Annotated in this window: 18 protein-coding genes; 10 read left to right on the plus strand and 8 right to left on the minus strand. The window is 41.3% G+C overall.

Translation table 11 applies throughout. The features are described 5' to 3' along the window. Positions 1–35 precede the first annotated feature (35 nt). Positions 36–2,204 (minus strand): PAS domain S-box protein, encoded by a 2,169-nt coding sequence (locus LC608_RS07145; RefSeq protein WP_229552863.1) that lies wholly within the window; start codon positions 2,202–2,204, stop codon positions 36–38. Positions 2,205–2,797: 593 nt separating this feature from the next. Between LC608_RS07145 and LC608_RS07150 the strand changes: the two genes are divergently transcribed. From LC608_RS07150 to LC608_RS07180, 7 genes are all read left to right on the plus strand, one after another. Then, entirely contained in the window at positions 2,798–3,574 is a 777-nt protein-coding gene (locus LC608_RS07150) for a DUF4198 domain-containing protein (protein ID WP_229552864.1), read from the plus strand. Positions 3,575–4,242: 668 nt separating this feature from the next. Continuing rightward, complete coding sequence (locus LC608_RS07155; RefSeq protein ID WP_229552865.1) at positions 4,243–5,586, plus strand: adenylosuccinate synthase; 1,344 nt, start codon at positions 4,243–4,245, stop codon at positions 5,584–5,586. 69 nt (positions 5,587–5,655) lie between these two features. Continuing rightward, on the plus strand, positions 5,656–6,261 hold the full coding sequence (locus LC608_RS07160) for a 50S ribosomal protein L25/general stress protein Ctc (protein ID WP_229552866.1): 606 nt from the start codon (positions 5,656–5,658) through the stop codon (positions 6,259–6,261). A 99-nt stretch (positions 6,262–6,360) separates the two neighbouring features. Next, positions 6,361–7,890 carry an AAA family ATPase gene (locus LC608_RS07165; protein WP_229552867.1) on the plus strand — a complete coding sequence of 510 codons (1,530 nt, stop codon included), beginning with the start codon at positions 6,361–6,363 and terminating at the stop codon, positions 7,888–7,890. Between the two features lie 161 nt (positions 7,891–8,051). Next, a complete protein-coding gene (locus tag LC608_RS07170; RefSeq protein WP_229552868.1) occupies positions 8,052–8,558 on the plus strand; it encodes a hypothetical protein in 507 nt (168 codons plus the stop codon). A 154-nt stretch (positions 8,559–8,712) separates the two neighbouring features. Beyond that, complete coding sequence (locus LC608_RS07175; RefSeq protein ID WP_229552869.1) at positions 8,713–9,504, plus strand: YdcF family protein; 792 nt, start codon at positions 8,713–8,715, stop codon at positions 9,502–9,504. Positions 9,505–9,597: 93 nt separating this feature from the next. Further along, positions 9,598–9,819, plus strand: coding sequence for a hypothetical protein (locus LC608_RS07180; RefSeq protein ID WP_100897176.1), 222 nt, complete (start codon positions 9,598–9,600; stop codon positions 9,817–9,819). 5 nt (positions 9,820–9,824) lie between these two features. Here LC608_RS07180 and LC608_RS07185 read toward each other — a convergent pair whose 3' ends face one another. Next, positions 9,825–10,046: a ferredoxin-thioredoxin reductase variable chain gene (locus tag LC608_RS07185; protein WP_374108380.1), complete on the minus strand. Its 222-nt coding sequence runs from the start codon at positions 10,044–10,046 to the stop codon at positions 9,825–9,827. Between the two features lie 907 nt (positions 10,047–10,953). Between LC608_RS07185 and LC608_RS07190 the strand changes: the two genes are divergently transcribed. Next, positions 10,954–11,214: a hypothetical protein gene (locus tag LC608_RS07190; RefSeq protein WP_229552871.1), complete on the plus strand. Its 261-nt coding sequence runs from the start codon at positions 10,954–10,956 to the stop codon at positions 11,212–11,214. A gap of 29 nt (positions 11,215–11,243) precedes the next feature. Beyond that, positions 11,244–13,793 carry an S-layer family protein gene (locus LC608_RS07195; protein WP_229552872.1) on the plus strand — a complete coding sequence of 850 codons (2,550 nt, stop codon included), beginning with the start codon at positions 11,244–11,246 and terminating at the stop codon, positions 13,791–13,793. 116 nt (positions 13,794–13,909) lie between these two features. Here the strand turns inward: LC608_RS07195 and LC608_RS07200 are convergent, their stop codons facing one another. Next, positions 13,910–14,353 (minus strand): molybdopterin-binding protein, encoded by a 444-nt coding sequence (locus LC608_RS07200; RefSeq protein WP_229552873.1) that lies wholly within the window; start codon positions 14,351–14,353, stop codon positions 13,910–13,912. 475 nt (positions 14,354–14,828) lie between these two features. On the opposite strand from LC608_RS07200, the gene LC608_RS07205 reads away from it, so the two are divergent. Next, positions 14,829–16,274 (plus strand): deoxyribodipyrimidine photo-lyase, 8-HDF type, encoded by a 1,446-nt coding sequence (locus tag LC608_RS07205; RefSeq protein WP_229552874.1) that lies wholly within the window; start codon positions 14,829–14,831, stop codon positions 16,272–16,274. A gap of 181 nt (positions 16,275–16,455) precedes the next feature. On the opposite strand, the gene LC608_RS07210 is transcribed toward LC608_RS07205, so the two are convergent. The 5 genes from LC608_RS07210 to LC608_RS07230 all read right to left on the minus strand — a co-directional run bounded on the left by LC608_RS07210 (position 16,456) and on the right by LC608_RS07230 (position 22,463). Further along, positions 16,456–16,716: a hypothetical protein gene (locus tag LC608_RS07210; RefSeq protein WP_229552875.1), complete on the minus strand. Its 261-nt coding sequence runs from the start codon at positions 16,714–16,716 to the stop codon at positions 16,456–16,458. Positions 16,717–16,939: 223 nt separating this feature from the next. Beyond that, the gene (locus tag LC608_RS07215; RefSeq protein WP_229552876.1) at positions 16,940–17,917 is read right to left on the minus strand and encodes a hypothetical protein; all 978 of its coding nucleotides are present in this window, start codon (positions 17,915–17,917) and stop codon (positions 16,940–16,942) included. A gap of 92 nt (positions 17,918–18,009) precedes the next feature. Next, positions 18,010–19,230 carry an MFS transporter gene (locus tag LC608_RS07220; protein ID WP_229552877.1) on the minus strand — a complete coding sequence of 407 codons (1,221 nt, stop codon included), beginning with the start codon at positions 19,228–19,230 and terminating at the stop codon, positions 18,010–18,012. A 763-nt stretch (positions 19,231–19,993) separates the two neighbouring features. After that, on the minus strand, positions 19,994–20,896 hold the full coding sequence (locus tag LC608_RS07225; RefSeq protein ID WP_229552878.1) for a hypothetical protein: 903 nt from the start codon (positions 20,894–20,896) through the stop codon (positions 19,994–19,996). Positions 20,897–21,059: 163 nt separating this feature from the next. Beyond that, positions 21,060–22,463 carry a calcium-binding protein gene (locus LC608_RS07230; protein ID WP_229552879.1) on the minus strand — a complete coding sequence of 468 codons (1,404 nt, stop codon included), beginning with the start codon at positions 22,461–22,463 and terminating at the stop codon, positions 21,060–21,062. Positions 22,464–22,979 lie beyond the last annotated feature (516 nt).

A 22,979-nucleotide genomic window follows, 5' to 3' on the forward strand; every position in this document is an offset into this window, starting at 1 on the left:
TTTTTTGTCTGTAATACTTTCACCACCAAAATCTATTAGCCATCTCCTGCAACTGATTCTAGTTCTGGAGAGAGTAAATGTGTGTCTCTGAATCTTGAGGCAGGCAAGTACACTGTAAATTGAGTACCTCTGCCTACCTGACTGTAAACATTGACAAAACCACCGTGATTTTTAATGATACCCAGAGTCGTGGAAAGTCCTAAACCTGTACCTTTGCCTACTTCTTTGGTAGTAAAAAATGGTTCAAAAATCCGTTGCTGAACTTCCGAGGACATCCCCATACCAGTATCCGTTACCACGATCGCAATATAAGAACCCACTTTAGCATCAATATTGATCCGGGCAGAATGTTCACCAATCACCAGATTTTCTGCCGCAATCCTCAATGTACCGCCATTGGGCATAGCATCGCGGGCGTTGACTACTAAATTTATCAGCACCTGATGTAGTTGAGTTGCGTCTCCACGGACATACCACAGATTTTTAGGGATATCTATCTGGCAAATGATGGATTTGGGGAATGTTTGAGTGATAATTTGCTCAATTTCTGCCATCAAAGGCTGAATTTGGACTATTGTCTGTTTGCCTTCGATGCCCCGTGCAAAAGATAATACTTGCTTGAGCAAATTAGCGCCGCGTTTCACATTATTTTCTAAAGTTTGCAGTATTTGCTGACTTTGTGAATCGGGCAATTTCTTCTGCAATAGTTGAACTGACATTAAAATTGGGGATAGTATATTGTTCAGGTCATGCACGATACCCCCAGCTAGAGTACCGATACTCTCCAAACGTTGCGATCGCAGAAGTTGAGCTTCCAGTTGTTTCTGCTGCGTAATCTCGGTGTTCACACTCAAGATGGATTTGGGTTGTCTATTATCATCTCGGATCAGTAACCACCGACTTTCAACGATAATTACTTTACCTTCCCTTGTCAGTTGATGCAACTCACCCCGCCACTCACCCGTATTTATCACCCTCAAGTAAGCATCTTCTAGCTGTGGTGAAATGTCTTTATACAAAAGTTGCAAAACATTTTTACCGACAACTTCCTCAGTCTTCCAGCCATACAGACGTTCAGCACCTTGATTCCAAAACAAGATTTGGTTGTGGATATTTCGCACCGTAATCGCATCACTTGATACATCCAGCAGCAACCCTTGTTCACGGATTTTCTGTTCTGCCTGTTTTTGCTGGGTTATATCTCGCATCAATGCCAAATGGATGAACGTGCCATCAAATTCGTTACGCAATGGTACAGCATGAGTTTCCATGTAGCGACGAGTACCTTTAAATCCCACGATTTCAAACTCCAAAGTCCCCTTATTACCTTGGCAGACACTTTTATGCAAGTCGGCAAATGCTGCTCTATACTCTGGTACAATTACGGCATCAATAGGTTTACCAATTAAGACATCGGCACTTTCCACTTCCATCATTGCCAGTCCTTCTGCATTAATTTCTAAAAGGATGCCATCGCCGCCAATTAACTTGATGCATTCTGGTTCTGCATCTATCATGGCTCGTAAACGATTTTCACTTTGGCGTAAAGCCAGTTCCGTCTGCTGAAGTTGCCTGATATAACGCCACAACAAGTCATATAGCAGCGTCACTAGCACTAAATCCACAACAGCAGCGATAAAAAATGTAACTATTGCTTTTTGGGAACTTGCTTGCGACTGCTGCATTCCCTGGTGTAATAAATTTTGCTCTACCTCTAAAGAGTCGTGAATAAGCTGTTGGATTTCTTTGCTGCTTTGCTTGTCTTTGTCAGATAAGATTTGCTGCCGAACTGCTTCAAATCCCTGGTTTTGTCTGAGGGAAATCTCTTGTTGTAGGATGTTGAGCCTGTTGCTAATTTTTGGCTCCAGCAAAGAAATCCACTGCCGCTTTTGATGGCTATCAGCAGTTAACTTGCTAATAATTTGAATATTGCTATTAGTTTTTTGATAAGCCGCAAGATAGGTTTGTAAATCATCTGCATCTACTGTAATTAAGTAATTACGTTGTGCAGTTTCACTATCTTTGAGGTTAGATTTAATACTTTCAAGTTCAGTAACCACTTTATATGAGGATGTCACCGATTCTTGATTGGAAATCAGCTTAACAGTATTGCTATATGAGACTACAGCATTAGTAAATACAACTGCCAATGCTAGGATGAATATTGCTTTTAGCTTTTGGACTCGATACCATTTTTTGCTCATGCGATCGCCCTTTCTGCCGCAGATGCCCTCCATCAGTTAAGATTAAACGTTAAAAAAAATACTGACAATATTTTAAAGATTTTGATAACACGGGTAGCAAAATACAATCTGTTATAGTTGTAATATCTGGATTTTTTTGGATGATTATTTATACATAATAGTTATCAATAAATCCGCTAATTTTTAATATAAATTCATTTTTAGCCGTAGTGTTACAAAGCCTATCCATGATATTTGTAGATACGCTGCAATGCAACATATTTTGTTGAGAATTTTAATTAACCGCAAAATTACAGGGATTTCCTGATTGGTACTAATTCCCAGTCAGGCAGGCAAAGGTGTGTAATTATCGGCTCACTATCTCCCGGTTTTGTAGCCGGGTTATTCACGATAAAACACATTAGCATTTTTCTATTCGTGCAACAAGGCTATTTATTGTAAAAAAGTATTGTATCACCGTTAACAAGAAATATTTTTAAAAAATCAATATTTATTATTTATGATTATTCTGAATAAATATCCCTGGTAGGGGGATTGTTATACATTAAATATTATGTTTTTAATTACTTATTACCTGATTTAGGACAATTTAGATGTTTACCAAAATCTGGAAACAATTTATATTAGCAGTGGTAGTTTTACCTTTAATTAGTCAGCCCGTCTCAGCACACGTTATCTGGTTTGATTACAAAAGCGGAGAATATAATCTCTTATTTGGTCATCCAGAAGATGGCCCAGAACCTTACCAAACATCTAAATTTAAGGAAGCTACTGCTTATAATGCTATCAGACAGGAAGTTCCATTTAATATTAACCAGACAGAAGATGGATTATCTCTCACTCCTAATAGTGAGATTGCAGCCTTAACTGGATTTTTTGATAATGGCTATTATGCTAGGATATCCGACAATGAATCTCGCAGTATTTCCGAACAGGAAATTGGGCAATATCAAGACGTAGGCCATTATCTGAAATATACAAAAGCTCTTTATGATTGGTCTGAAACTCTGGCTAAACCATTCAATTTACCATTAGAAATCATATCCTTACAGAATCCTCTTACAGTCAAAGCAGGAGATAACTTAAACGTTCAAGTTCTTTACGAAGGAAAACAAATTCCAGATGTTACAGTAGAATACTTGGGTAAGAAAATAACCGGAGATCAAGACGGTATCTTCTCCATTCCCATCGGTGAGGGAGGATTACAACAAGTTGAAGCTAGTTATACGGTTGAGTCGGCTACAAACCCTAAACTTTCTTACGAAACTAGTTTGACAGCACAAAAAATTTCTGTTCCCGAACCATCGGCATTAATTGGTCTTGGCGTACTTGGATTACTGACATTACGCAAAAAAAAGTTTTTAATTTGAACTTAATGGGAAAAGTCAGATTTTGGATGGGCTGCTTCATCACTTACTTTTGCTGCTAGTGAACCACCACAAGGCAATAATGAAAAAAATTCAGTTTTATTGAGGCGTAAATTTGTGTTGGTTATCACAATCCTTCTTTAAAGGACATTCAAACTTTTGAAATGTTTTTGTCAGCGAGGCGAACACTAGCATTGTAACTAATAGGTTTAATATTATTTTCTGACTTTTAGCCCCCGCTCGTTCGGGGGATTTTTGTTAGTAGGTAATCAAATGCTCTCCTAGCAAATGGCAACACCATCTGATGGATGCGACACATGCTAACCATTGGTTATCATTAGTGACCACAATTGTAATGGTGAGTGCATGGGCAACTGCGAATTCAAGAGAGATTTACTTTTGTATACCAGATTAATGATTTTTTTAGTTTTAGTAAAGAGTTATATATTTGAAGAAAATCTCCCATTTATTTTGTTTATAACCTAGTCAACTTTTACAGTTATTTTAAATAATTTGGGAATCCTTTTTAGTTTTTATTTAGTAAATAACATGCATTTGCACTGCTTATCACCCAATATTGATGTGCGCCCCTACTGCAATAAGCTTGACATGATTTCAATAATGTGTTAATAATTATAGTTTGTGGAAACTTTACTTCTTAATTTAAGCTCTTGGCTAACGTCATTGTCATAGGTGCCCAATGGGGCGATGAAGGAAAAGGTAAAATAACTGACTTACTCAGTCGTTCCGCAGATGTTGTGGTTCGTTACCAAGGGGGTGTCAATGCTGGACACACGATTGTAGTTAAAGGTCAAACCTTTAAGCTACACTTGATTCCCTCTGGTATTTTGTATCCAAATACCGATTGCATTATCGGCTGTGGAACAGTCATCGATCCACAGATTTTGATTGCAGAACTCGACCAATTAAAAGAACTAAATATTTCCACTGACCACCTGCTGATATCTGAGACAGCCCACGTAACAATGCCTTATCATCGTTTGATTGACCAGGCATCGGAAGAACGACGGGGAAGCCATAAGATCGGCACAACAGGTCGGGGCATTGGGCCGACTTATGCTGACAAATCTGAACGTACAGGCATTCGGGTTTTAGACTTGATGAACCCCGATGAGCTACGTGAGCAGTTGGAGTGGACGATTAATTATAAAAACGTCATTTTAGAAAAGCTTTACAACTTGCCGCCTCTAAATCCACAAGAAGTGATTGAGGAGTATTTGGGATATGCAGAACGGTTGCGCCCTTACGTTATTGATACATCGTTAAAAATATCCGATGCGATTGGGCGACGGCGGAATATTTTGTTTGAAGGCGCACAAGGTACGCTCCTTGACTTAGATCATGGGACTTATCCTTATGTCACCTCCTCTAATCCTGTGGCCGGAGGGGCTTGCGTTGGTACAGGGGTAGGTCCGACAATGATTGACCGAGTAATTGGAGTGTCGAAAGCCTATACGACACGGGTGGGAGAAGGGCCATTTCCCACAGAATTGGATGGAGAGTTGGGAGAAATGTTGTGCGATCGCGGTGCTGAATTTGGGACAACTACCGGACGCAAACGGCGTTGTGGCTGGTTTGATGCCGTCATTGGTCGCTATGCTGTGCGGATAAACGGCATGGATTGTATGGCGCTCACCAAACTGGATGTCCTCGATGAATTAGAGGAAATTCAAGTTTGTGTCGCTTATGACATAGATGGTCAACGCAGCGAACACTTCCCCACAAGTTCTCGTCAATTTGCTAGATGTCGCCCCATCTACAAAACCTTACCAGGATGGAAAGTGTCAACGACCGACTGTCGCACCCTGGAAGACTTGCCACCGCAAGCACTGGACTATCTAAAATTCCTCGCTGAATTGATGGAAGTCCCGATCGCGATCGTCTCACTAGGAGCAAGCCGCGATCAAACCATAATCGTAGAAGACCCCATTCACGGGCCCAAACGTGCTTTATTGCAGACTGACGGTACACCTGCTACCCTGCTTAGTGCGTAAATCGACCATTAGTCCTTTGCTAATGACTAATGACTAATGACTAATGACTAATGACAAAGGACAACTTCTATGGCTATTACAGTCGAATCTCAAAAACGTCCAGAAGGCAGCAAGCCAAGAGCTTTGCGCCGTGCTGGACTGATACCTGCCAATTTGTATGGTCATAAGGGTACAGAATCCATTTCTTTGACCATTGATGCCAAAACTGTTGAGCGTTTGCTCAAAAGAGCTTCCGTCAACAATACCTTGATTGAGTTGAATGTTGCTGATGCACCTTGGCGTGGCAAAACCTTGCTGCGGGAACTTCAGATCCATCCAGCAAAAGGTACGCCTTACCACCTCAGCTTTTTCGCAGTTGCAGGCCACGGCGACACAACTGTAGAAGTTCGGTTGCGTTTTGTAGGAACTGCTGTTGGTGTTAAACAAGAGGGTGGTGTATTAGACACCGTAATCAGCGAATTGCAAGTGACTTGTGCGCCAGAAAACATCCCAGATGTAATTGAAATCGATGTCTCTAACCTGCAAATTGGAGACAGCTTGAGTATTAGTGATATACCCTTTCCTGAAGGTGTAACACCTCTAGCTGAATCAGAGCGACTTGTTGTGAGCGTTTTGCCACCACAAATTAGCGCTGAAGATGCTGGGTTAGAAACTGAAACTGAAGCAGCTTCTTAAGCTAGGTAAACTGTGTAATAATTTTTGATGGCACCAGGGGGAAACTCCTGGTTTTTTTGTATTTGAACCGCAGAGGCGCAGAGAGCGCAGAGGACAGAGATGACAGAAGCGACTCTTCCAGCTTTAATTCAGCAAATGTTGCAGCCTGGATTTTATCCCCATCCGGTAACAGAACCTATTCAATTAATTCAAACCCATATTTCTTATGTGCTGCTGACTGGGGATTACGTCTATAAGCTGAAAAAACCGATGAATTTTGGTTTTTTAGACTTTTCCACATTAGAGAAGCGGCAACATTTTTCTCAGGAAGAGTTGCGGTTGAATCAACGGGGAGCAGGTGAACTGTATTTAGAAGTTTTGCCCATAACTTTGATAAGAGAGCAATACCAGTTAGGGGGAACTGACGAGGCTGTAGAATACGTGCTAAAGATGCACCAGTTTCCTCAAGAGTCGCTATTAAGCACACTATTTGAACAGGGTAAGTTGAATGAGACACACCTAGATGAGTTGGGACGGGTGGTGGCTCAATATCATGCCGAAGCACAGACGAATGATTATATTCGCAGTTTTGGTGAAGTACCAAAAGTTCGGGCTGCATTTGATGAAAATTATCAGCAAACTGAAAAGTATATTGGTGGCCCCCAGACTCAGGAGCAATTTACAGAAACAAAGCAATATACAGATAACTTTTTTGCCGAACGTCCAGAATTATTTGCTAGCAGAATTCACAACAACTATATTCGTGAATGTCACGGGGATTTACACCTGAGAAATATAGCCCTGTGGCACGATAAAATTTTGCTGTTCGATTGCATTGAGTTTAATGAGCCGTTTCGCTTTGTCGATGTGATGTACGATGTAGCGTTTACGGTGATGGATTTGGAAGCTCGCCAGCGCAAAGACTTGGGTAATGCTTTTTTGAATTCATACATAGAGCAAACTGGAGACTGGGAAGGCTTACAGGTGCTACCTTTGTATTTAAGCCGTCAAGCTTATGTTCGGGCAAAGGTAACTTCATTTTTGCTAGACGATCCGAGTGTACCCGCGACGGTAAAGGAAGAAGCAACAAAAACTGCTGCTGAGTATTACAAACAGGCTTGGGAATACACTAAACCAAAGCTGGGAGAAGTAATTTTGATGTCGGGGTTGTCAGGTTCTGGTAAAAGTACCACAGCAAGGCATTTAGCTCGTCAACTAGGAGCAATTCACCTGCGTTCTGATGCGGTGCGGAAACATTTAGGGGGAATTCCTCTGTGGGAAAAAGGTGGCGATGATTTGTATACCCCTGAGATGACCGATAAAACTTACACACGGCTGTTGGAATTGGGAATTATCCTAGCTCAACAAGGTTTTCCGGTGATTTTAGATGCCAAATACGATCGCCAGCAGTTGCGGCAAGAAGCGATCGCTCAAGCTACAAAGCACCAACTTTCCGTTCAGATTATCCAATGCACAGCACCGCTAGAAGTTATAAAAGAGCGTCTGAACAACCGCACTGGTGATATCGCTGATGCCACCGCCGATTTATTAGACTCGCAAATTAAACAAGCTGAACCTTTCACTGAAGAAGAACAACCTTACGTAAAGATTTTGGATACAACTCTGCCACAGCAGGCACAATTAAAATAATTCGTAATTCGTAATGGGCTACGCCCCGCTACGCTAACGTAATCCATAATTTGTAATTGAATTGAAAATTGGAATTACGTTAGCGAGTTAGACGTTCCTGCGTCGCTAACGCTGCGCTATCGAGCGTCATTAGTAATTAGTTAATAGCCTTTTTTTACTTTATGGCAGACAAAAAGAGCGACCTTTTCAGTATTTCTCCCAGCTTCTTTTCTCAGTTGTTATTTGGGGCATTTTTAATATTTATATTAATAATGACCGGCTCCTCACCAGCTCTGAGCATCTTCTTAGGTATCATGGGCGGTTTCATCCTCACCTGGATCACAAATGTAACTGATAATAGCCCCCAAGCATCAACTGTAGCCTCCTCTGATGGTGTCGATACAGGACTGAAATACTGGTTATTTTTCATGCTTGGCTTTGTATATTTGGGCTATCCAGCACCCATGAGTATCTTGCTAGGTGGAATAGGCGCTTTAGCTGGAGGCTGGATTACTGCTTGGTGGGGAAGTAAGGAAGAAACTAGAACTCAGTTGCAAGTTGAAGAATTAGAAGAAGGCCAAATTGAACCAACGAACGACAGGATGAACAAACGGCAAACAAGAAAAAGCGCCCGGCGTTACCGTCGCGCCCCTGGAAAGAGTATCAATTTCAGGTTTTGGGAAAAGTAGTAATTTGGGAATTGGGCATGGAGCAAAACAGTGATGAGTTAGAAGTTAAAAGTTATTCTCCCCTCTCCCCTACTCAGCGCTCTTGAGGGGCATTGAGCAATAATCAATATTTTTTCTTCCCATCTCCCTACTCCTTATTCCCCATTCCCTAATTATGTTTTTATATTTTTCCAAATTACTGCCACTATTTTTTTATCCACTAGGATTAGCCTGCGTGAGTTTGGTAGTAGCATTAGTCACGTTGTGGAAACGACCGCGCACTGCGGCGATCGCAATTGCTTTTGCTTTGACTTTATTGCTATTTTGTAGTAATGCTTGGATTGCTAAATCATTAGTGCGATCGCTAGAATGGCAAAATCTTCCACTCGCCCAAATACCAGTTGCAGAAGCGATTGTGGTTTTGGGTGGCGCAACCAAATCAGCTTTTTTCCCAAGACCTACCGTCGATTTGAGTGAATCAGGCGATCGCGTGATTTATGCTGCACAACTGTATCGCCAAAAAAGAGCGCCTATAATTATTCTTAGTGGGGGGCGTATCGATTGGCGTGGTAGTGGTTCCTCAGAGTCGGCAGATATGGCAACAATACTGACATCTATTGGTATTCCATCTGAGGCAATTATCCAAGAACCTGAATCTCTAAATACTTATCAAAATGCTGTAAATGTCCGCAAAATTTTGGAGTCTCGTGGCATTCATCAGGTATTATTAGTTACTTCTGCAATGCACATGCCGCGATCGCTTAAAATTTTCCAACGTCAAGGAATTAATGTTATTTCTACACCGACAGACTTTCTTGTTAGTGAGGGTGAACTGCAAGAACTCGGCAACACTCCTAAAGCCGCTATACTGAATTTATTACCTGATACCGACAACTTGCACCAATTTACCAGCGCTTTAAAAGAGTACATTGGTTCTTTAGTTTATCGTTTACGCGGTTGGATTTAATGAAAGTTATGAGTTATTAATTATGAAATGTAGTAATTACCTAAACTCCTAACTCTTAACTCCTAACTCCTAACTTCTAACTTTATTAACTTGATGTCTAAAAATTTACCTTATATTATGCCATCCCCTCAACCCCAAGTTGAGGAAGCATTTGCCACTTACCAAACAACTCATCAGTTCTACCACGAAGTTCGTTCACGGTCAGAGTTTCAGCGTTATTGTGAATGGTATTATACAACGGCAGAACAAAACCGCCAAGAGCTTAAAAGAATGCGCGGCGAACTGAATATTTTTCAGTGGTTTCGCCGCCGATAAGTGATTTAGATGACCTCTAACTCATTTTCGCGTAAATGGGCTTTAAACTTTTTACTAAACTGGACTACAATCGGCAAATTAGCGCTTACGGGTCTGTCTCGCCATTGGGTGGCAATACTTACTACATCGCCTTCACTGCCTTTGATGTCAAAAGGCTGATTCCGATGTTCAGGATGATGATACACTACTACCGAATCTTTAACGCGGACGCGATCGCCAACTTTCATAACAACATTTACATCTAGCATTTTCTTTTCCACAAGTATCTGCTACAAAATATATGATTAAATCGCTTAGAATTTGATTTAATCAGCTATTTCTTGACGCCTCATCGGGGTGCAACAGCGCATTTAACCCTCTGCGTCCAGGCACGTTTTAGCAATCCGTGCGTACTTTTTTTAGTTTTTTGTCGCGTTAATACCTATCGCCCTTACCCTCTGTGTTTACCCCAAAACTAGGGAAATGAAAGGAAATAAGCCGATATTAGATGCGCTTACTACTGTGACAAGATATCTAACCCTTTTATCTTCACTCTAGGATGTTCCCCAGGTCAACTCTCTGACTAATTTTCGTGCATAGCAGACGCGCCGTTATTATCGAATGCACTCTAAGCTCACTTCTATTCCTCTCTCCGAAGCGGCTACAGTGGTGTACACAAGTCTTCTAGAGTTGCCCTACAGGCTTCGATCTCCCCAATTCCCGATCAATTAAACTTTCAAAGCCTATGCGCTTCTTGCAGTATGTTTTGGGCAGTGTTTGACTTCAACTGTGAGTGTAAGTAGGTGCAGAGATTGTGACAGGCAAAGACAAATCTCCGTATTATGTTCATATTTCACCAATATTTATATCTTTAGATAGATACCTACACAATGTTGAAAGATAAATATCTACGACAGGCTACGTTTACACAAAAACTTTACTTTGCACGTTATAAAGTTAACTATAACTTTACCAGAATTACATTTAGCCTATTGACACTACTTACATATTCATCAGAGTATCTAAATGTTTTAAAAGATATCAAAGCATTTCAAAGATTTAAAAGTCAAGTTCTTTGACTAAAGGATACCCAAAGATTGCTATCAACATAATCCGTAATTTAATTTCTTAATTACGAATTACGAATTACGAATTATGATGTGCAGTCCAATTTTAGAGGGTAGCAATAGCGATCGCATTATCTACAATACTGTGAATAAGCGGTTATTGTACAGACCCAAAGCCTACCTGGTTGTGGAAGTAGCAGTTAATTGGCAGTTCTTAAATACCGCAAGTCATCGAAGGGGACAACAGAAACTCTATCCCCTTGTCTCTTCATTGGCACCAATGTATATCTGTGCGCCCCTAGTTGGAACACGGAACTTCAAGCTTAGAGCCTTAAAGCCCACTCCCTGACTAACAACACATAAACACAGGAGAAAATCATGGCTAATTCATTCTTCAATCTCAGTGACCTGAATGGTAACAATGGCTTTAAAATTAACGGCATTGCAGTAAATGACTTCTCAGGCCACTCAGTCAGCAATGCGGGAGACATCAACAACGATGGCATTGACGACCTGATTATTGGGGCACTTTTTGCCGACCCCAACGGCAAAGATGATGCTGGGCAAAGCTATGTAGTGTTTGGGAGGACGAATCTGGGCAGTCGCGGCACCGGCACCTTCTACCTCTCTAATTTGAATGGCACTAATGGCTTTTTCATTAACGGCATTGCAGCAAATAACTTCTCAGGCACCTCAGTCAACAATGCAGGGGACATCAACGGTGATGGTATTGACGACCTGATTATTGGGGCAAGTGGCTCTGTTGCTGGGCAAAGCTATGTAGTGTTTGGGGGCAAGAATCTGGGCAGTGGCGGCAGCCTCAACCTCTCTGATTTGAATGGCACTAATGGCTTTATAATTAACGGCATTGTAGCAAATAATGCAGGGGACATCAACGGTGATGGCATTGACGACCTGATTATTGGGGCAGCTGGTGTCGACTCCAACAGCAACTCTGATGCTGGGCAAAGCTATGTAGTGTTTGGGGGGACGAATCTGGGCAGTGGCGGCAGCCTCAACCTCTCTGATTTGAATGGCACTAATGGCTTTATAATTAACGGCATTGTAGCAAATAATGCAGGGGACATCAACGGTGATGGCATTGACGACCTGATTATTGGCGCAAATGGTGCCTCCCCCAACGGTATCACTCAAGCTGGGCAAAGCTATGTAGTGTTTGGGGGCAAGAATCTGGGCAGTGGCGGCACCCTCAATCTCTCTGATTTGAATGGCACTAATGGCTTTATAATTAACGGCATTGCATCCCTTGACTTTTCAGGCACCTCAGTCAGCAATGCGGGGGACATCAACAACGATGGCATTGACGACCTGATTATTGGGGCACGAGGTGCCTCCCCCAACGGTATCACTCAAGCTGGGCAAAGCTATGTAGTGTTTGGGGGCAAGAATCTGGGCAGTGGCGGCACCCTCAATCTCTCTGATTTGAATGGCACTAATGGCTTTATAATTAACGGCATTGCAAAAGGTGACGAATCAGGCACCTCAGTTAGCAATGCGGGGGACATCAACAACGATGGCATTGACGACCTGATTATTGGGGCGCCTAATGCCTCCGCCAACGGCAAAGATCATGCTGGGCAAAGCTATGTATTGTTTGGGGGGAGGAATCTGGGCAGTGGCGGCAGCCTCAACCTCTCTGATTTGAATGGCACTAATGGCTTTTTTATTAACGGTATTGCAGAATATGACATATCAGGCAGCTCAGTCAGCAATGCTGGGGACATCAACAACGATGGCATTGACGACCTGATTATTGGGGCAGTATTTGCCGACCCCAACCGCAACTCTGAGGCTGGGCAAAGCTATGTGGTGTTTGGGGGAAGGAATATTGCTAGTAGCAACACCTCTGTCAACCTGACTGGAACTCCTAGTGCAGATAACTTATTTGGTTCACTTAGCAACAATATCATCGATGGGTTAACTGGTGACGATACCCTAACAGGCAACGGCGGTCAAGATAAATTTTTTATTCGCCTTGGCGATGGCAATGACACCATCACCGATTTTGGTGGCGTTGGCAAAGGTACAAATCCTTCAGCAGAAGTCATTGCAAATGTTGACACCTTGGAATTTAGAGGTTCGGGTTTGACTGCCCAAAATCTGCAATTAACTCTTCAGGGTAATAACTTAGAAGTTACCTTTGAAAATGTGGCTTCTACCAAAGTCACTCTGCAAAACTTCAAATTAGAAAACCTCGATAATCTGCCTGCTTCTCAAGCAAGCCCTGCGATTGGCAATATCCTGTTTGATGGGCAAAGCAACATCGCCGATAGCTTTGATGTAATTAATGCCAACTCTACTCAAGCTAGGATTTTCAACAAAAACACTGTCACCTTCCTCAATGATTTAAACAATAACATCGCAGGTTTTGACAACTCCAATGATGTAATTAATGGTCAAGGGGGTAATGACATCATTAATGCCTTCAGTGGCAATGACCTGTTGCGGGGCGGGTCAGGCGATGATATTCTCATCGGTGGAGAGGGCAATGATACTTTGGTGGGTGGTGTCGGCAATGATACTTTGGTGGGTGGTGTCGGTGCTGACAGATTCCTTTACAACACCGATGCTGCTTTTGCTCTGACTGCTGTTGGTGTAGATGCGATGTCTACGACGGGCTACGCCTACGCTGATTTCAACAGTTCTCAAGGCGATAAAATTATCCTGGATAAAACTACCTTTAATGGTATTATTTCAACTGCGGGAACAGGTTTTAGTAATGCCAAAGATTTTAAAATCACTTCGCAAGCAGCGACCAGCACGGCGAAAATTATCTACGACGCTGTGAGTGGGCAGTTGTTCTACAACCAAAATGGCAGTGCAGCAGGTTTTGGTAGCGGCGGTCTATTTGCAAGTCTCACTGGTGCGCCAACTCTGAGTGCATCAGATTTTGTCGTGCAAGCGTAGTATTATAAGCATCGTATCAACTATATACTCAATTTATCTTGCAGCTTTCCAAGATCAAAGATGTTAGTGTTAATAATTCATCTTTTTAATATCTAACCCTTAAAAGCAACGCATTTCTATTCTCTAGCAATGACAATATCGTTAGATTTAATGACTGCATAAGCTTCCTTTCCCTCAGATAGTTCCAAGTCTTCTGCGGAAGCTCTAGTGATAATCGAGGTTAATTCTACTTTATGAATAATCTCTAGAGTCACCTCACTATTAACTGCTCCATAGACAACTCGTTTAACGACACCTTTAAGAATATTGCGAGAGCTAACTTTTAGTGATTTCCTTTGAATACTACTTTCTATATCAGGCTTTTGAGTATAAATATCTTCCTGTTTTTCCTGCTGAATTGATGGCAATATTGGTGCTGATGAGTGCTGATTCAGACTACGCACGAGTTCCCGCAGAATCTCAGTCTTGGTGCGTTGAGACTGTTCGCAGAACTCCTCCAGAATTTTTCGCTCGTCCTCTGAGGTTTGAAACGTGACCCATCCTTGTTCTTTTCTTGGCATAATGTTATCAGTTTTAGTTATTCTTGGTATGATTCTACCAAGTATCAATTCGATGTGTTGTTTTAATAAAAATATTTTTTATGGAAGGATTTTCTCGATTTTTATAGAGAATTTATCGACTAATCTCATACATTTAACTACATAAATATTTATTTTTTGTAGGGACAAAACAATTTGTTACTTAATATTAAGTGAGATTGCTATTTTATACCAACTTAAATAGTACAAAATTTATACTGGCTTGATTTGGGATCAAAATTATGATTATCTGCAAGCCTTGCTGTCGTAATATCCTTACTGATGAACGCTACATCTTGCAATCTAAACAGGGAGATCAAAGATATCCGCCACAAATTCTCCACCCCAACTGAAACAATTGCTGATGCCCACCCACAGAAAAAATTTATCGCCAGCATGATGTTCATTGGTACCACTAGCATTTAAGCTAGTACGGGTGAACTATATATAGCATGGAATGTCTGACTTAATTCTGTTTTGGCATCGGCGCGATTTACGCATTTCTGACAATACGGGACTGGCTGCGGCAAAACAACAGAGTCCGAAAGTGGTGGGCGTGTTTTGCCTTGATCGGAATATTCTGGAACGGGATGATGTTGCTCCTGTGAAAGTAACTTATATGATTGGCTGTTTGCAGAAACTCCAAGAGCGATATGCTCAAGTTGGTAGCCAGTTGTTAATACTCCACGCCAATCCTGTACAAGCGATACCAGCTTTAGCAGAAGCAATAAATGCCAAAGCTGTTTTTTGGAATTGGGATGTAGAACCTTATTCGCAAGAACGCGATCGCACCGTTATAAATGCCCTCAAAGAAAAAGGCATTCAGTTTCTTAACCAAAACTGGGATCAAATCCTCAATTCCCCAGAGCAATTACGTACCGGTAGCAATCAACCTTACACGGTTTACACCCCCTTCTGGAAAAATTGGATTACCAAACCGAAAGCGAACCCAGTAGAAACTCTCCAAAATGTTGAGGGTTTAACAGAAGCTGAACAGGAAATTGCTAAACTTGCAGGAGCCTTAACGCTACCTTCAGCCAAAGATTTAGGATTTATTTGGGATGGAGAATTGATTCTTTCACCGGGAGAGGTGGCGGCGCAAGAACGGCTAGAGGAATTTACTGCTAAAGCTATTACTGAATACCAAGAACAACGAAATTTTCCCGCCGTAGATGGAACATCACAACTGAGTGCAGCTTTAAAATTTGGCGTAATTGGCATTCGCACCGTTTGGAAAGCCACAATAGAAGCATTAGAAAACAGCCGCAGTGAAGAAACAGCAGTTAATATTCGCACATGGCAACAAGAATTAGCTTGGCGAGAGTTTTATCAACATGCAATGTATAACTTTCCCGAATTAGCTGATGGTGCTTTCCGTGACACCTTTAAAAACTTTCCTTGGCAAACTAACGAAGAACATTTCCAAGCTTGGTGTGAGGGGAGAACAGGCTATCCCATCGTGGATGCAGCAATGCGCCAGATGAATGAAAGCGGCTGGATGCATAACCGTTGTCGAATGATTGTTGCTAGTTTCCTTACCAAAGACTTGCTAATTAATCCCCAATTGGGTGAAAAATACTTTATGCAGCACCTGATTGATGGTGATTTATCTGCCAATAATGGGGGTTGGCAATGGAGTGCTTCTAGCGGCATGGACCCTAAACCTGTGCGGATTTTTAACCCAGCCAGTCAAACACAAAAATTTGATCCAGAGGGCGAATATATTCGGCAATGGGTATCAGAATTGCGGTCTGTAGATACAGAATATTTAGTTACTGGGAAAATTCCATCTTTGGAACGTCATGCTGTTGGCTATCCTGACCCAATTGTGGATCATAAAATACAACAACAGCAATTTAAACTGTGTTATCAACAGCAAAAAATTGTTAGTAGTGGTGAGTAAAATAGTTAGTTTTTAATGTTTCTTCCATAGTATGTCTGGCTAATCTAAGGATTAAGTTGCACATCGCGTAAAATCTATCAATTGTAGCGACTGTTTTAAAAGTCAAGCGTAGGCGTAGCCCGTTGTAGACATCGCTTTGTTTGTGGAGATTTATGAAAGCAATGCCTACGGCGGGTTACGCCTACGCACCTGTGTACTTGATCGCGGTGCGACAAAGTTTGAAGTACTCCAACACGACTTCGGAGTACCTCAACATGACTTCGGAGTACCTCAACACGACTTCGGAGTACTCCAACACGACTTCGGAGTACCTCAACACGACTTCGGAGTACTTCAACACGACTTCGGAGTACTTCAACACGACTTCGGAGTACTTCAACACGACTTCGGAGTACTTCAACACGACTTCGGAGTACTTCAACACGACTTCGGAGTACTTCAACACAACTTCGAGGTATCTGTTGCTTATATAGCAGTTTTAAATCATTCGTGAGAATTTGAGATCGTTTTAACCCTCCTGTAGTCCCCCTTTACCAAGGCTACGGTGTATACACAAGTCAAATTACCCCCCTTAATCCCCCCTTGGAAAGAGGGGAAAAAACAAATCTAGTTCCCTCCCCTTTCTAAGGGGAGGGTTAGGGTGGGGTAAAAACCTGAATATTATATTATGTCTTGATAGGTAAACGAGAAATTGTCCATAAGATGAGCAGGAAGATTAAGTAAATTATGCCAACTAGCCCAAACTCAATCAAAGGAATATAGGTTACTTCGTAAATTCTGCCCAAGCCGCGTTCAGTCAGCCCATAAACGGCCATTACACTCACTAAAAAAGCTCCGTAGATAGTACGTTTAGTCAAGATATTCACAGGTAGACCGTGGAGTTGAGTTAGTACTAAAATGCCAAGAAAACCAAAGAGAAATGTTGGCCACTTGGTTTGTCCTAGCATGAACGATACAATAACACTATGCAATAACACTGAAATTTCTAAAGTAAATGTCCACCAGCGATTTACATGGGTGCGGTTAAAGATCAATGACGATTGGAGCAGAAGCAAGAACATATAGAGAAAACCAATTAAGTGCCCCAAAGTCGCTTCCATTGGATGATACCAAAAGGTATAGATAGCGGCAAAGGAGAAAAAGTAGCCGTGGTACAGCTTGATAATTTGCAAAAACTGTTGATGAAAGGGAACAGAATTGCCAAAAAACAAACCGCGTCGAGGCGTTTCCAAAATCAGCACGAAGACCAGTAGGAGGACAACCGCACCTTGAGAAGCCCAGATTGAGGTATCTTGAGCTAGAGCATCGTACCAAATATAGGTCTGGAGAAAGTGTAAAGCGATGAATGCACCATTAATAGCAAGCATGAGGTAGTTAATCGGGTGCAACGCTGATTTGTATTTCAACTGCGATCGCTGCGCCCACAAGATACACCCCCAGATGCTAAACTGATGCCCAAGGTACATACCCCAAGCCGTCGCTCGACTCCAAAAGGTTGGTTGGGGAAGTTTCCAGTAGTACCAGTTTAATCCCTGGTCAGGAAGTTTGGTGATGCTTGCAGGAATGCTCCCACCTACCCAAATTGCGTAGGTGAGGAGGATGCTTACAAAGATGCCTAAAAATAATACTCGACGACCAGTCATAGTAATTTTAGATTTTAAATTTTAGATTTGAGGTTAAAAATCTTTAATACAAGGCTGTTTCAAAAAACTATTAAGTTTTGAAATCAAGATTGTCAAGCGATACGTTCTATGTTTGGTTCAGATGCACTTTTCGTCACTCGCAAACTAAGAGTCAAAGCTATTAGCATTACTAAAAATCCACTCAAAAAAGGAGCAGAACTCCCAAATCTCATAAAACTCAGCCCTGCCCAGATTGGGCCACCAATCCGTGCCAACGCAGAGCAAGAACTAGCAATACCTAATATTTGTCCTTGTTCTTCTGGGGCTGTCATTTGAGAAATCAGGCTGTTCAATATTGGTTGGCTAACACTAATTCCCCATGCTACAAGCGCGGTGGCGACCAACAATAAAATTAAGCTTTGCGAGAATCCAATTAACAATAATCCTGAACCTAACCCTAATATCCCCAAAATCAGTAACTTTATTTCACCGAAGTATTTCTTGAGGAATCCGATCAGTCCTCCTTGAATGATTGTGCTGACAATCCCCATGAAGGCAAAAAGGTAACTAGTTTGTTGAGGGCCCCAGTTTAATTGCTGCTTAGACCATAAAGCCAATGTAGAGTCCATAGACGCAACAGCAAAGGTAACAAAAAAGTAGATGCCAGCAAGCAAGCAAAACTGTGGACGTTGTGACAGTTGTAGCAAGTTCAGCCGTCGCTGACGGTAGCGATGAGCTTGGATTTTGGCTTTAGTCTCAGAATTCAAAGATTCTGGAAGTAATATCAAAGCACAAAGCAATGCCAATAAAGATAATCCGGCTGCGAACAACGATGGTAGATGGAAGTTAGCGTTGTCTGGATCTGACCCGATCAGAATACCTCCAATAGCTGGGCCGAGAATAAAGCCAAGACCAAAAGCAGCTCCGATTATGCCCATGCCACGAGCTCGATTAACTGGCGTGGTAATATCCGCTATGTACGCCTGAGCAGTACTAATATTCCCTGCCATAATCCCGGCAAGACTACGAGCAATAAATAAAATCCATAATGAGTTGGCAAAGCCTAAGCCTGCGTATGCAATTACAGAACCGAATAAAGTGAGTAACAAAATCGGACGGCGACCGTAGCGATCGCTAAACTTGCCCCATAATGGTGCAAATAAGAACTGCATTAAAGAATAAATAGCTACAAGTAAAGTCGCTTCATTAGGTTTTGCGCCGAATTGTTCAGCATATAAAGGTAGTATCGGCAGAATAATTCCGAAGCCGAGCAAATCTATAAATACAGTTAAAAATAAGACGAATATAGCCCTGCTATTATTTTTAGTCTCCATAGTAGAATTCATTTTTATAAAAAATATGTATAACTTTGATTAATTTTATAGACATTAGAAAACGCTTGATCATAAAAATCTATTGAACGCAACCAGTAATCATCTCAAGCAATATGATTGAATTTGAGAGTGGTTGAGCAAAATAGCATGGAACAAACCCAATATAAAAATTAACCCAATAATACTACTAATAAAAGCAACTATAACCTCGTGCTTCCGTATAGCTTTTTGTATTTTAGCGTCTATGATGTGTTCTAATTCTTTGTATGACATTGACTTTAATATTGCTGATAAAAATTATGTTGAGCTTACGTTTGACAGAAGTTTCAGTATGCCCGAAACCTCGAATTTATTCAATGACGAATTATTTCGACGCTCGCTGTGAGAGTGTCAAAATAATTCTTCAGTGATAATACTCGCCTCTGGCGAGAAACAAGCTAAGTAATTTTTGACTACAATCACTGTTAGGCGATTTCCGGAAAATAAATTATTTGATATAAGACTTTTATTTGATTACGTAAAAAAACTCGCCCTCAAGTTGAAAAATCTGATTTCCTACTCTCTACTCCCTACTCCCTGCCTAACGAAAAAGCAAGTTTGCGTACCCCTACGACAATCTTGCTAGGCAGAGCGTCTCGTAGATAGCGTTTTCCAGATCACCCAATTAAAGCTTTTGATGTGGGTTGCTGTACCATTCTTCAATTACGAATTACGTAGCTTGCTTCTCCCTGGAGGTGAGTGTTACGAATTAGCAATTATTTGGTCAAGAGCGTTGGCGTAGTTTTAAAACAGCACCTGAAATACCAAAAGCTAATATAGCTAAGGTCAAAGTTGGTTCAGGAGCTGCAACAATAGTTACCTTATTAATAGCCAAACCGTATTCTGGATTAGAACTGCTAAAAACGAGTCGTGAGATGTTTGCAGTGTCACTACGAACCCCCAAGAATACTGCTGAGTTATCTAATGCTAGCGACGAAGTACTGAGAACTGAGAAACTACCCAACAAGTTATTGCTGCTATCAAAAGCGTTGATAAAAGTTTCTACTTCTAAATTACTAATATCTATAGCTATCTGAGTACCAGCGCCATAAACAGGCTGGGCAAAACTAATGCTCAAAGGTTCTCCGTTCCCCTGAGTACGAGGATCAGGAGAACCAGGAGGAAGAGGTTGAAATCCTGTTGGGTTTATACCTCCGAAGAGAATAAAATCTCCTTGGGCGAAGTTAGTCCGAATACCAGGTGGAGGTAACGTTTGAAATATAAACGGTGGAGTAATCTGAGGATTTTTAGCTGGAGTTATATTTACATCTAAGCCTAAACCACCTTGGGATGTTGCTGAAAAAGAGTTAGGTAAAAAAACAGAAAAGTCAGGCGTAGAGGGATTAAATACTTTACCTAAACTTTCCCAATCAACTTGATCATTACCTCCTAAAAGAGCGCGTTCATTTACTAAAAATGTAGCTGCTCTAACTGGTAATGGCAGAACCGTTATTATTGCTGTAATTGCTGTTAAGTATCTAGCAGATAACTTGAATAATTTATTTATCGTAAATGCCACAAGGTTGAGTCCTAATTTTTTTAGAATAATATCATCAAAATGAAGTAATTCAACACTCAGGATGAGGCAGTGCCTTACTCTAGTCGAAAGAGCTAAAGCAACTGCCATGTTCAATAGTTATGTTGCAAAAACTTTTTCAGGGCTAGCATCTGAGAACTGATAAGATTTATACTTGTATCAGCCCAACCTCTTTTTTTGCAACATAACTTTTACTCTGGAAACAAATTGCGAAAAGTTTTAACTTGTGATGGAGTTGTGCCTTTTAGGAATTTTACACCAACTGAATATTCACATTGGGTGAGAGATTTTCAACGAAGGCAAGTTGATTTCCTAAGAAAGACAAGTTACCAGTAGAGGCGTTGTAGGAAAAGTCGCTACTATTAGTAGTACCAAACCCTACTTTAGAAACTTGGATCACGTCGCCCTCAACAAAGTTGTAATCTTTGATGATGTCAACACCCTCGTTAGTACTGTTGAAAGTAAAGTTATCTGCACCAATGCCACCTGTAAGAACATCGTTACCTTCTCCACCAATAATGGAGTCATCGCCATCATTACCGAATAATTGGTTATTTTGGTCATCGCCAGCAATGATGTCACTTTCATTGGTGCCGATGACATTGACAAAGTTGAGTACATTAAATGTCAATGTCCCAAGTTGGGGAACGTTATTGGCAGAGATACTTTCGGCTTCTAGGTCAGCGGTGATAGATACGCCAGCCAAAGATTCGGACGCATCTATGGTATTGTTGGCAACGCTGGCATCAGCAATAACTGTTTCTATTTTGAAGATTTGGTCTGTTCCAAATCCATCAGCTTTGGTAATTGTCCCTACACCTGAGAGGGTAATGCCTACACCTAGTTCGCTGTAGTCGGCGGTATCAATACCATCTCCGCCATCGATGCTGTCGTCACCCTGACTGCCCTTGAAGATGTCATCGCCATCATTACCGAATAATTGGTTATTTTGGTCGTCGCCAGCAATGATGTCACTTTCATTGGTGCCGATGACATTGACAAAGTTGAGTACATTAAATGTCAATGTCCCAAGTTGGGGAACGTTATTGGCAGAGATACTTTCGGCTTCTAGGTCAGCGGTGATAGATACGCCAGCCAAAGATTCGGACGCATCTATGGTATTGTTGGCAACGCTGGCATCAGCAATAACTGTTTCTATTTTGAAGATTTGGTCTGTTCCAAATCCATCAGCTTTGGTAATTGTCCCTACACCTGAGAGGGTGATGCCTACACCTAGTTCGCTGTAGTCGGCGGTATCAATACCATCTCCGCCATCGATGCTGTCGTCACCCTGACTGCCATTGAAGGTGTCATCGCCTGCACCACCTATTAACGTGTCATTGCCCAGTCCACCGTCAATCACGTCATTGCCACCTCTACCATCAATTAGGTCATCACCAGCCAGACCAGTTAATTGATTATTTTGACTATCGCCCTTAATGCTGTCAGCATTATTTGTGTTCCCATCAAGAATATTACCACTATTGATTACGTTGTTTTCCTGCTCAAGCAAGCTTGTAGCATTGCTTCCATCAAAAAGATTACCACCAAGGATTAGGTTATTTTCCTGGTCAAGCAAGCTTTTAGCATTGCCTCCAAAAACAAGATTACCATTAAGGATGGAGACAGTATCTTCAGGAGTTAGAACAGTAAGCATAATATATACCTTTGTATTTTTACATATCAAATGTATTTGACCGTTGTAATACTTGCATGATAAAAGCCCTTAAATTATAAATTTTTCATGAAATCATCTTAAACATAATTAATGTTCTTTTATATATCTGATCAACAAAAGATGCATAATGATTTAGGTTTCTCAAAATTGCGTTCTTACATCGAAAACATGGAGAAGTAATAACATTAGGAATTATATACTTTAGGACTTTAGGATTTACGCATTGACAAGAAATACCAAATATGGATAAAGGTTAAAAACCATATCTTTTGTAAAGGCAGAGCATTGCTTAACACCTAGAGCATGGTATATTTACGATAATTAAGAAAAGCCTGAAAACTTCCTATGCATCGTTAATTTAATGCACATCACTATGCTGTATAGTACGTAAGTCACACACTTATCTTATTTACGACACATTGCGCGTAGGAAGACGCTCAAAGGGGTACGCCAACGTCTTCTGGTGTATCTGCTCGCATCTCCGACTTACTTGGA

This window comes from Nostoc sp. XA010, assembly GCF_020829625.1.
In the GTDB taxonomy this organism is placed as follows: Bacteria; Cyanobacteriota; Cyanobacteriia; order Cyanobacteriales; family Nostocaceae; genus Nostoc.

What these genes read in the sequence shown, in the direction of transcription:
- LC608_RS07170 (WP_229552868.1), top strand. Translation starts at nt 8,052, where the DNA reads ATGGCAGACAAAAAGAGCGACCTTTTCAGTATTTCTCCCAGCTTCTTT.
- LC608_RS07180 (WP_100897176.1), top strand. Translation starts at nt 9,598, where the DNA reads ATGTCTAAAAATTTACCTTATATTATGCCATCCCCTCAACCCCAAGTT.
- LC608_RS07215 (WP_229552876.1), bottom strand. Translation starts at nt 17,917, where the DNA reads ATGACTGGTCGTCGAGTATTATTTTTAGGCATCTTTGTAAGCATCCTC.
- LC608_RS07185 (WP_374108380.1), bottom strand. Translation starts at nt 10,046, where the DNA reads ATGAAAGTTGGCGATCGCGTCCGCGTTAAAGATTCGGTAGTAGTGTAT.
- LC608_RS07190 (WP_229552871.1), top strand. Translation starts at nt 10,954, where the DNA reads ATGATGTGCAGTCCAATTTTAGAGGGTAGCAATAGCGATCGCATTATC.
- LC608_RS07225 (WP_229552878.1), bottom strand. Translation starts at nt 20,896, where the DNA reads ATGGCAGTTGCTTTAGCTCTTTCGACTAGAGTAAGGCACTGCCTCATC.
- LC608_RS07200 (WP_229552873.1), bottom strand. Translation starts at nt 14,353, where the DNA reads ATGCCAAGAAAAGAACAAGGATGGGTCACGTTTCAAACCTCAGAGGAC.
- LC608_RS07145 (WP_229552863.1), bottom strand. Translation starts at nt 2,204, where the DNA reads ATGAGCAAAAAATGGTATCGAGTCCAAAAGCTAAAAGCAATATTCATC.
- LC608_RS07195 (WP_229552872.1), top strand. Translation starts at nt 11,244, where the DNA reads ATGGCTAATTCATTCTTCAATCTCAGTGACCTGAATGGTAACAATGGC.
- LC608_RS07165 (WP_229552867.1), top strand. Translation starts at nt 6,361, where the DNA reads ATGACAGAAGCGACTCTTCCAGCTTTAATTCAGCAAATGTTGCAGCCT.
- LC608_RS07160 (WP_229552866.1), top strand. Translation starts at nt 5,656, where the DNA reads ATGGCTATTACAGTCGAATCTCAAAAACGTCCAGAAGGCAGCAAGCCA.
- LC608_RS07230 (WP_229552879.1), bottom strand. Translation starts at nt 22,463, where the DNA reads ATGCTTACTGTTCTAACTCCTGAAGATACTGTCTCCATCCTTAATGGT.
- LC608_RS07175 (WP_229552869.1), top strand. Translation starts at nt 8,713, where the DNA reads ATGTTTTTATATTTTTCCAAATTACTGCCACTATTTTTTTATCCACTA.
- LC608_RS07150 (WP_229552864.1), top strand. Translation starts at nt 2,798, where the DNA reads ATGTTTACCAAAATCTGGAAACAATTTATATTAGCAGTGGTAGTTTTA.
- LC608_RS07220 (WP_229552877.1), bottom strand. Translation starts at nt 19,230, where the DNA reads ATGGAGACTAAAAATAATAGCAGGGCTATATTCGTCTTATTTTTAACT.
- LC608_RS07205 (WP_229552874.1), top strand. Translation starts at nt 14,829, where the DNA reads ATGTCTGACTTAATTCTGTTTTGGCATCGGCGCGATTTACGCATTTCT.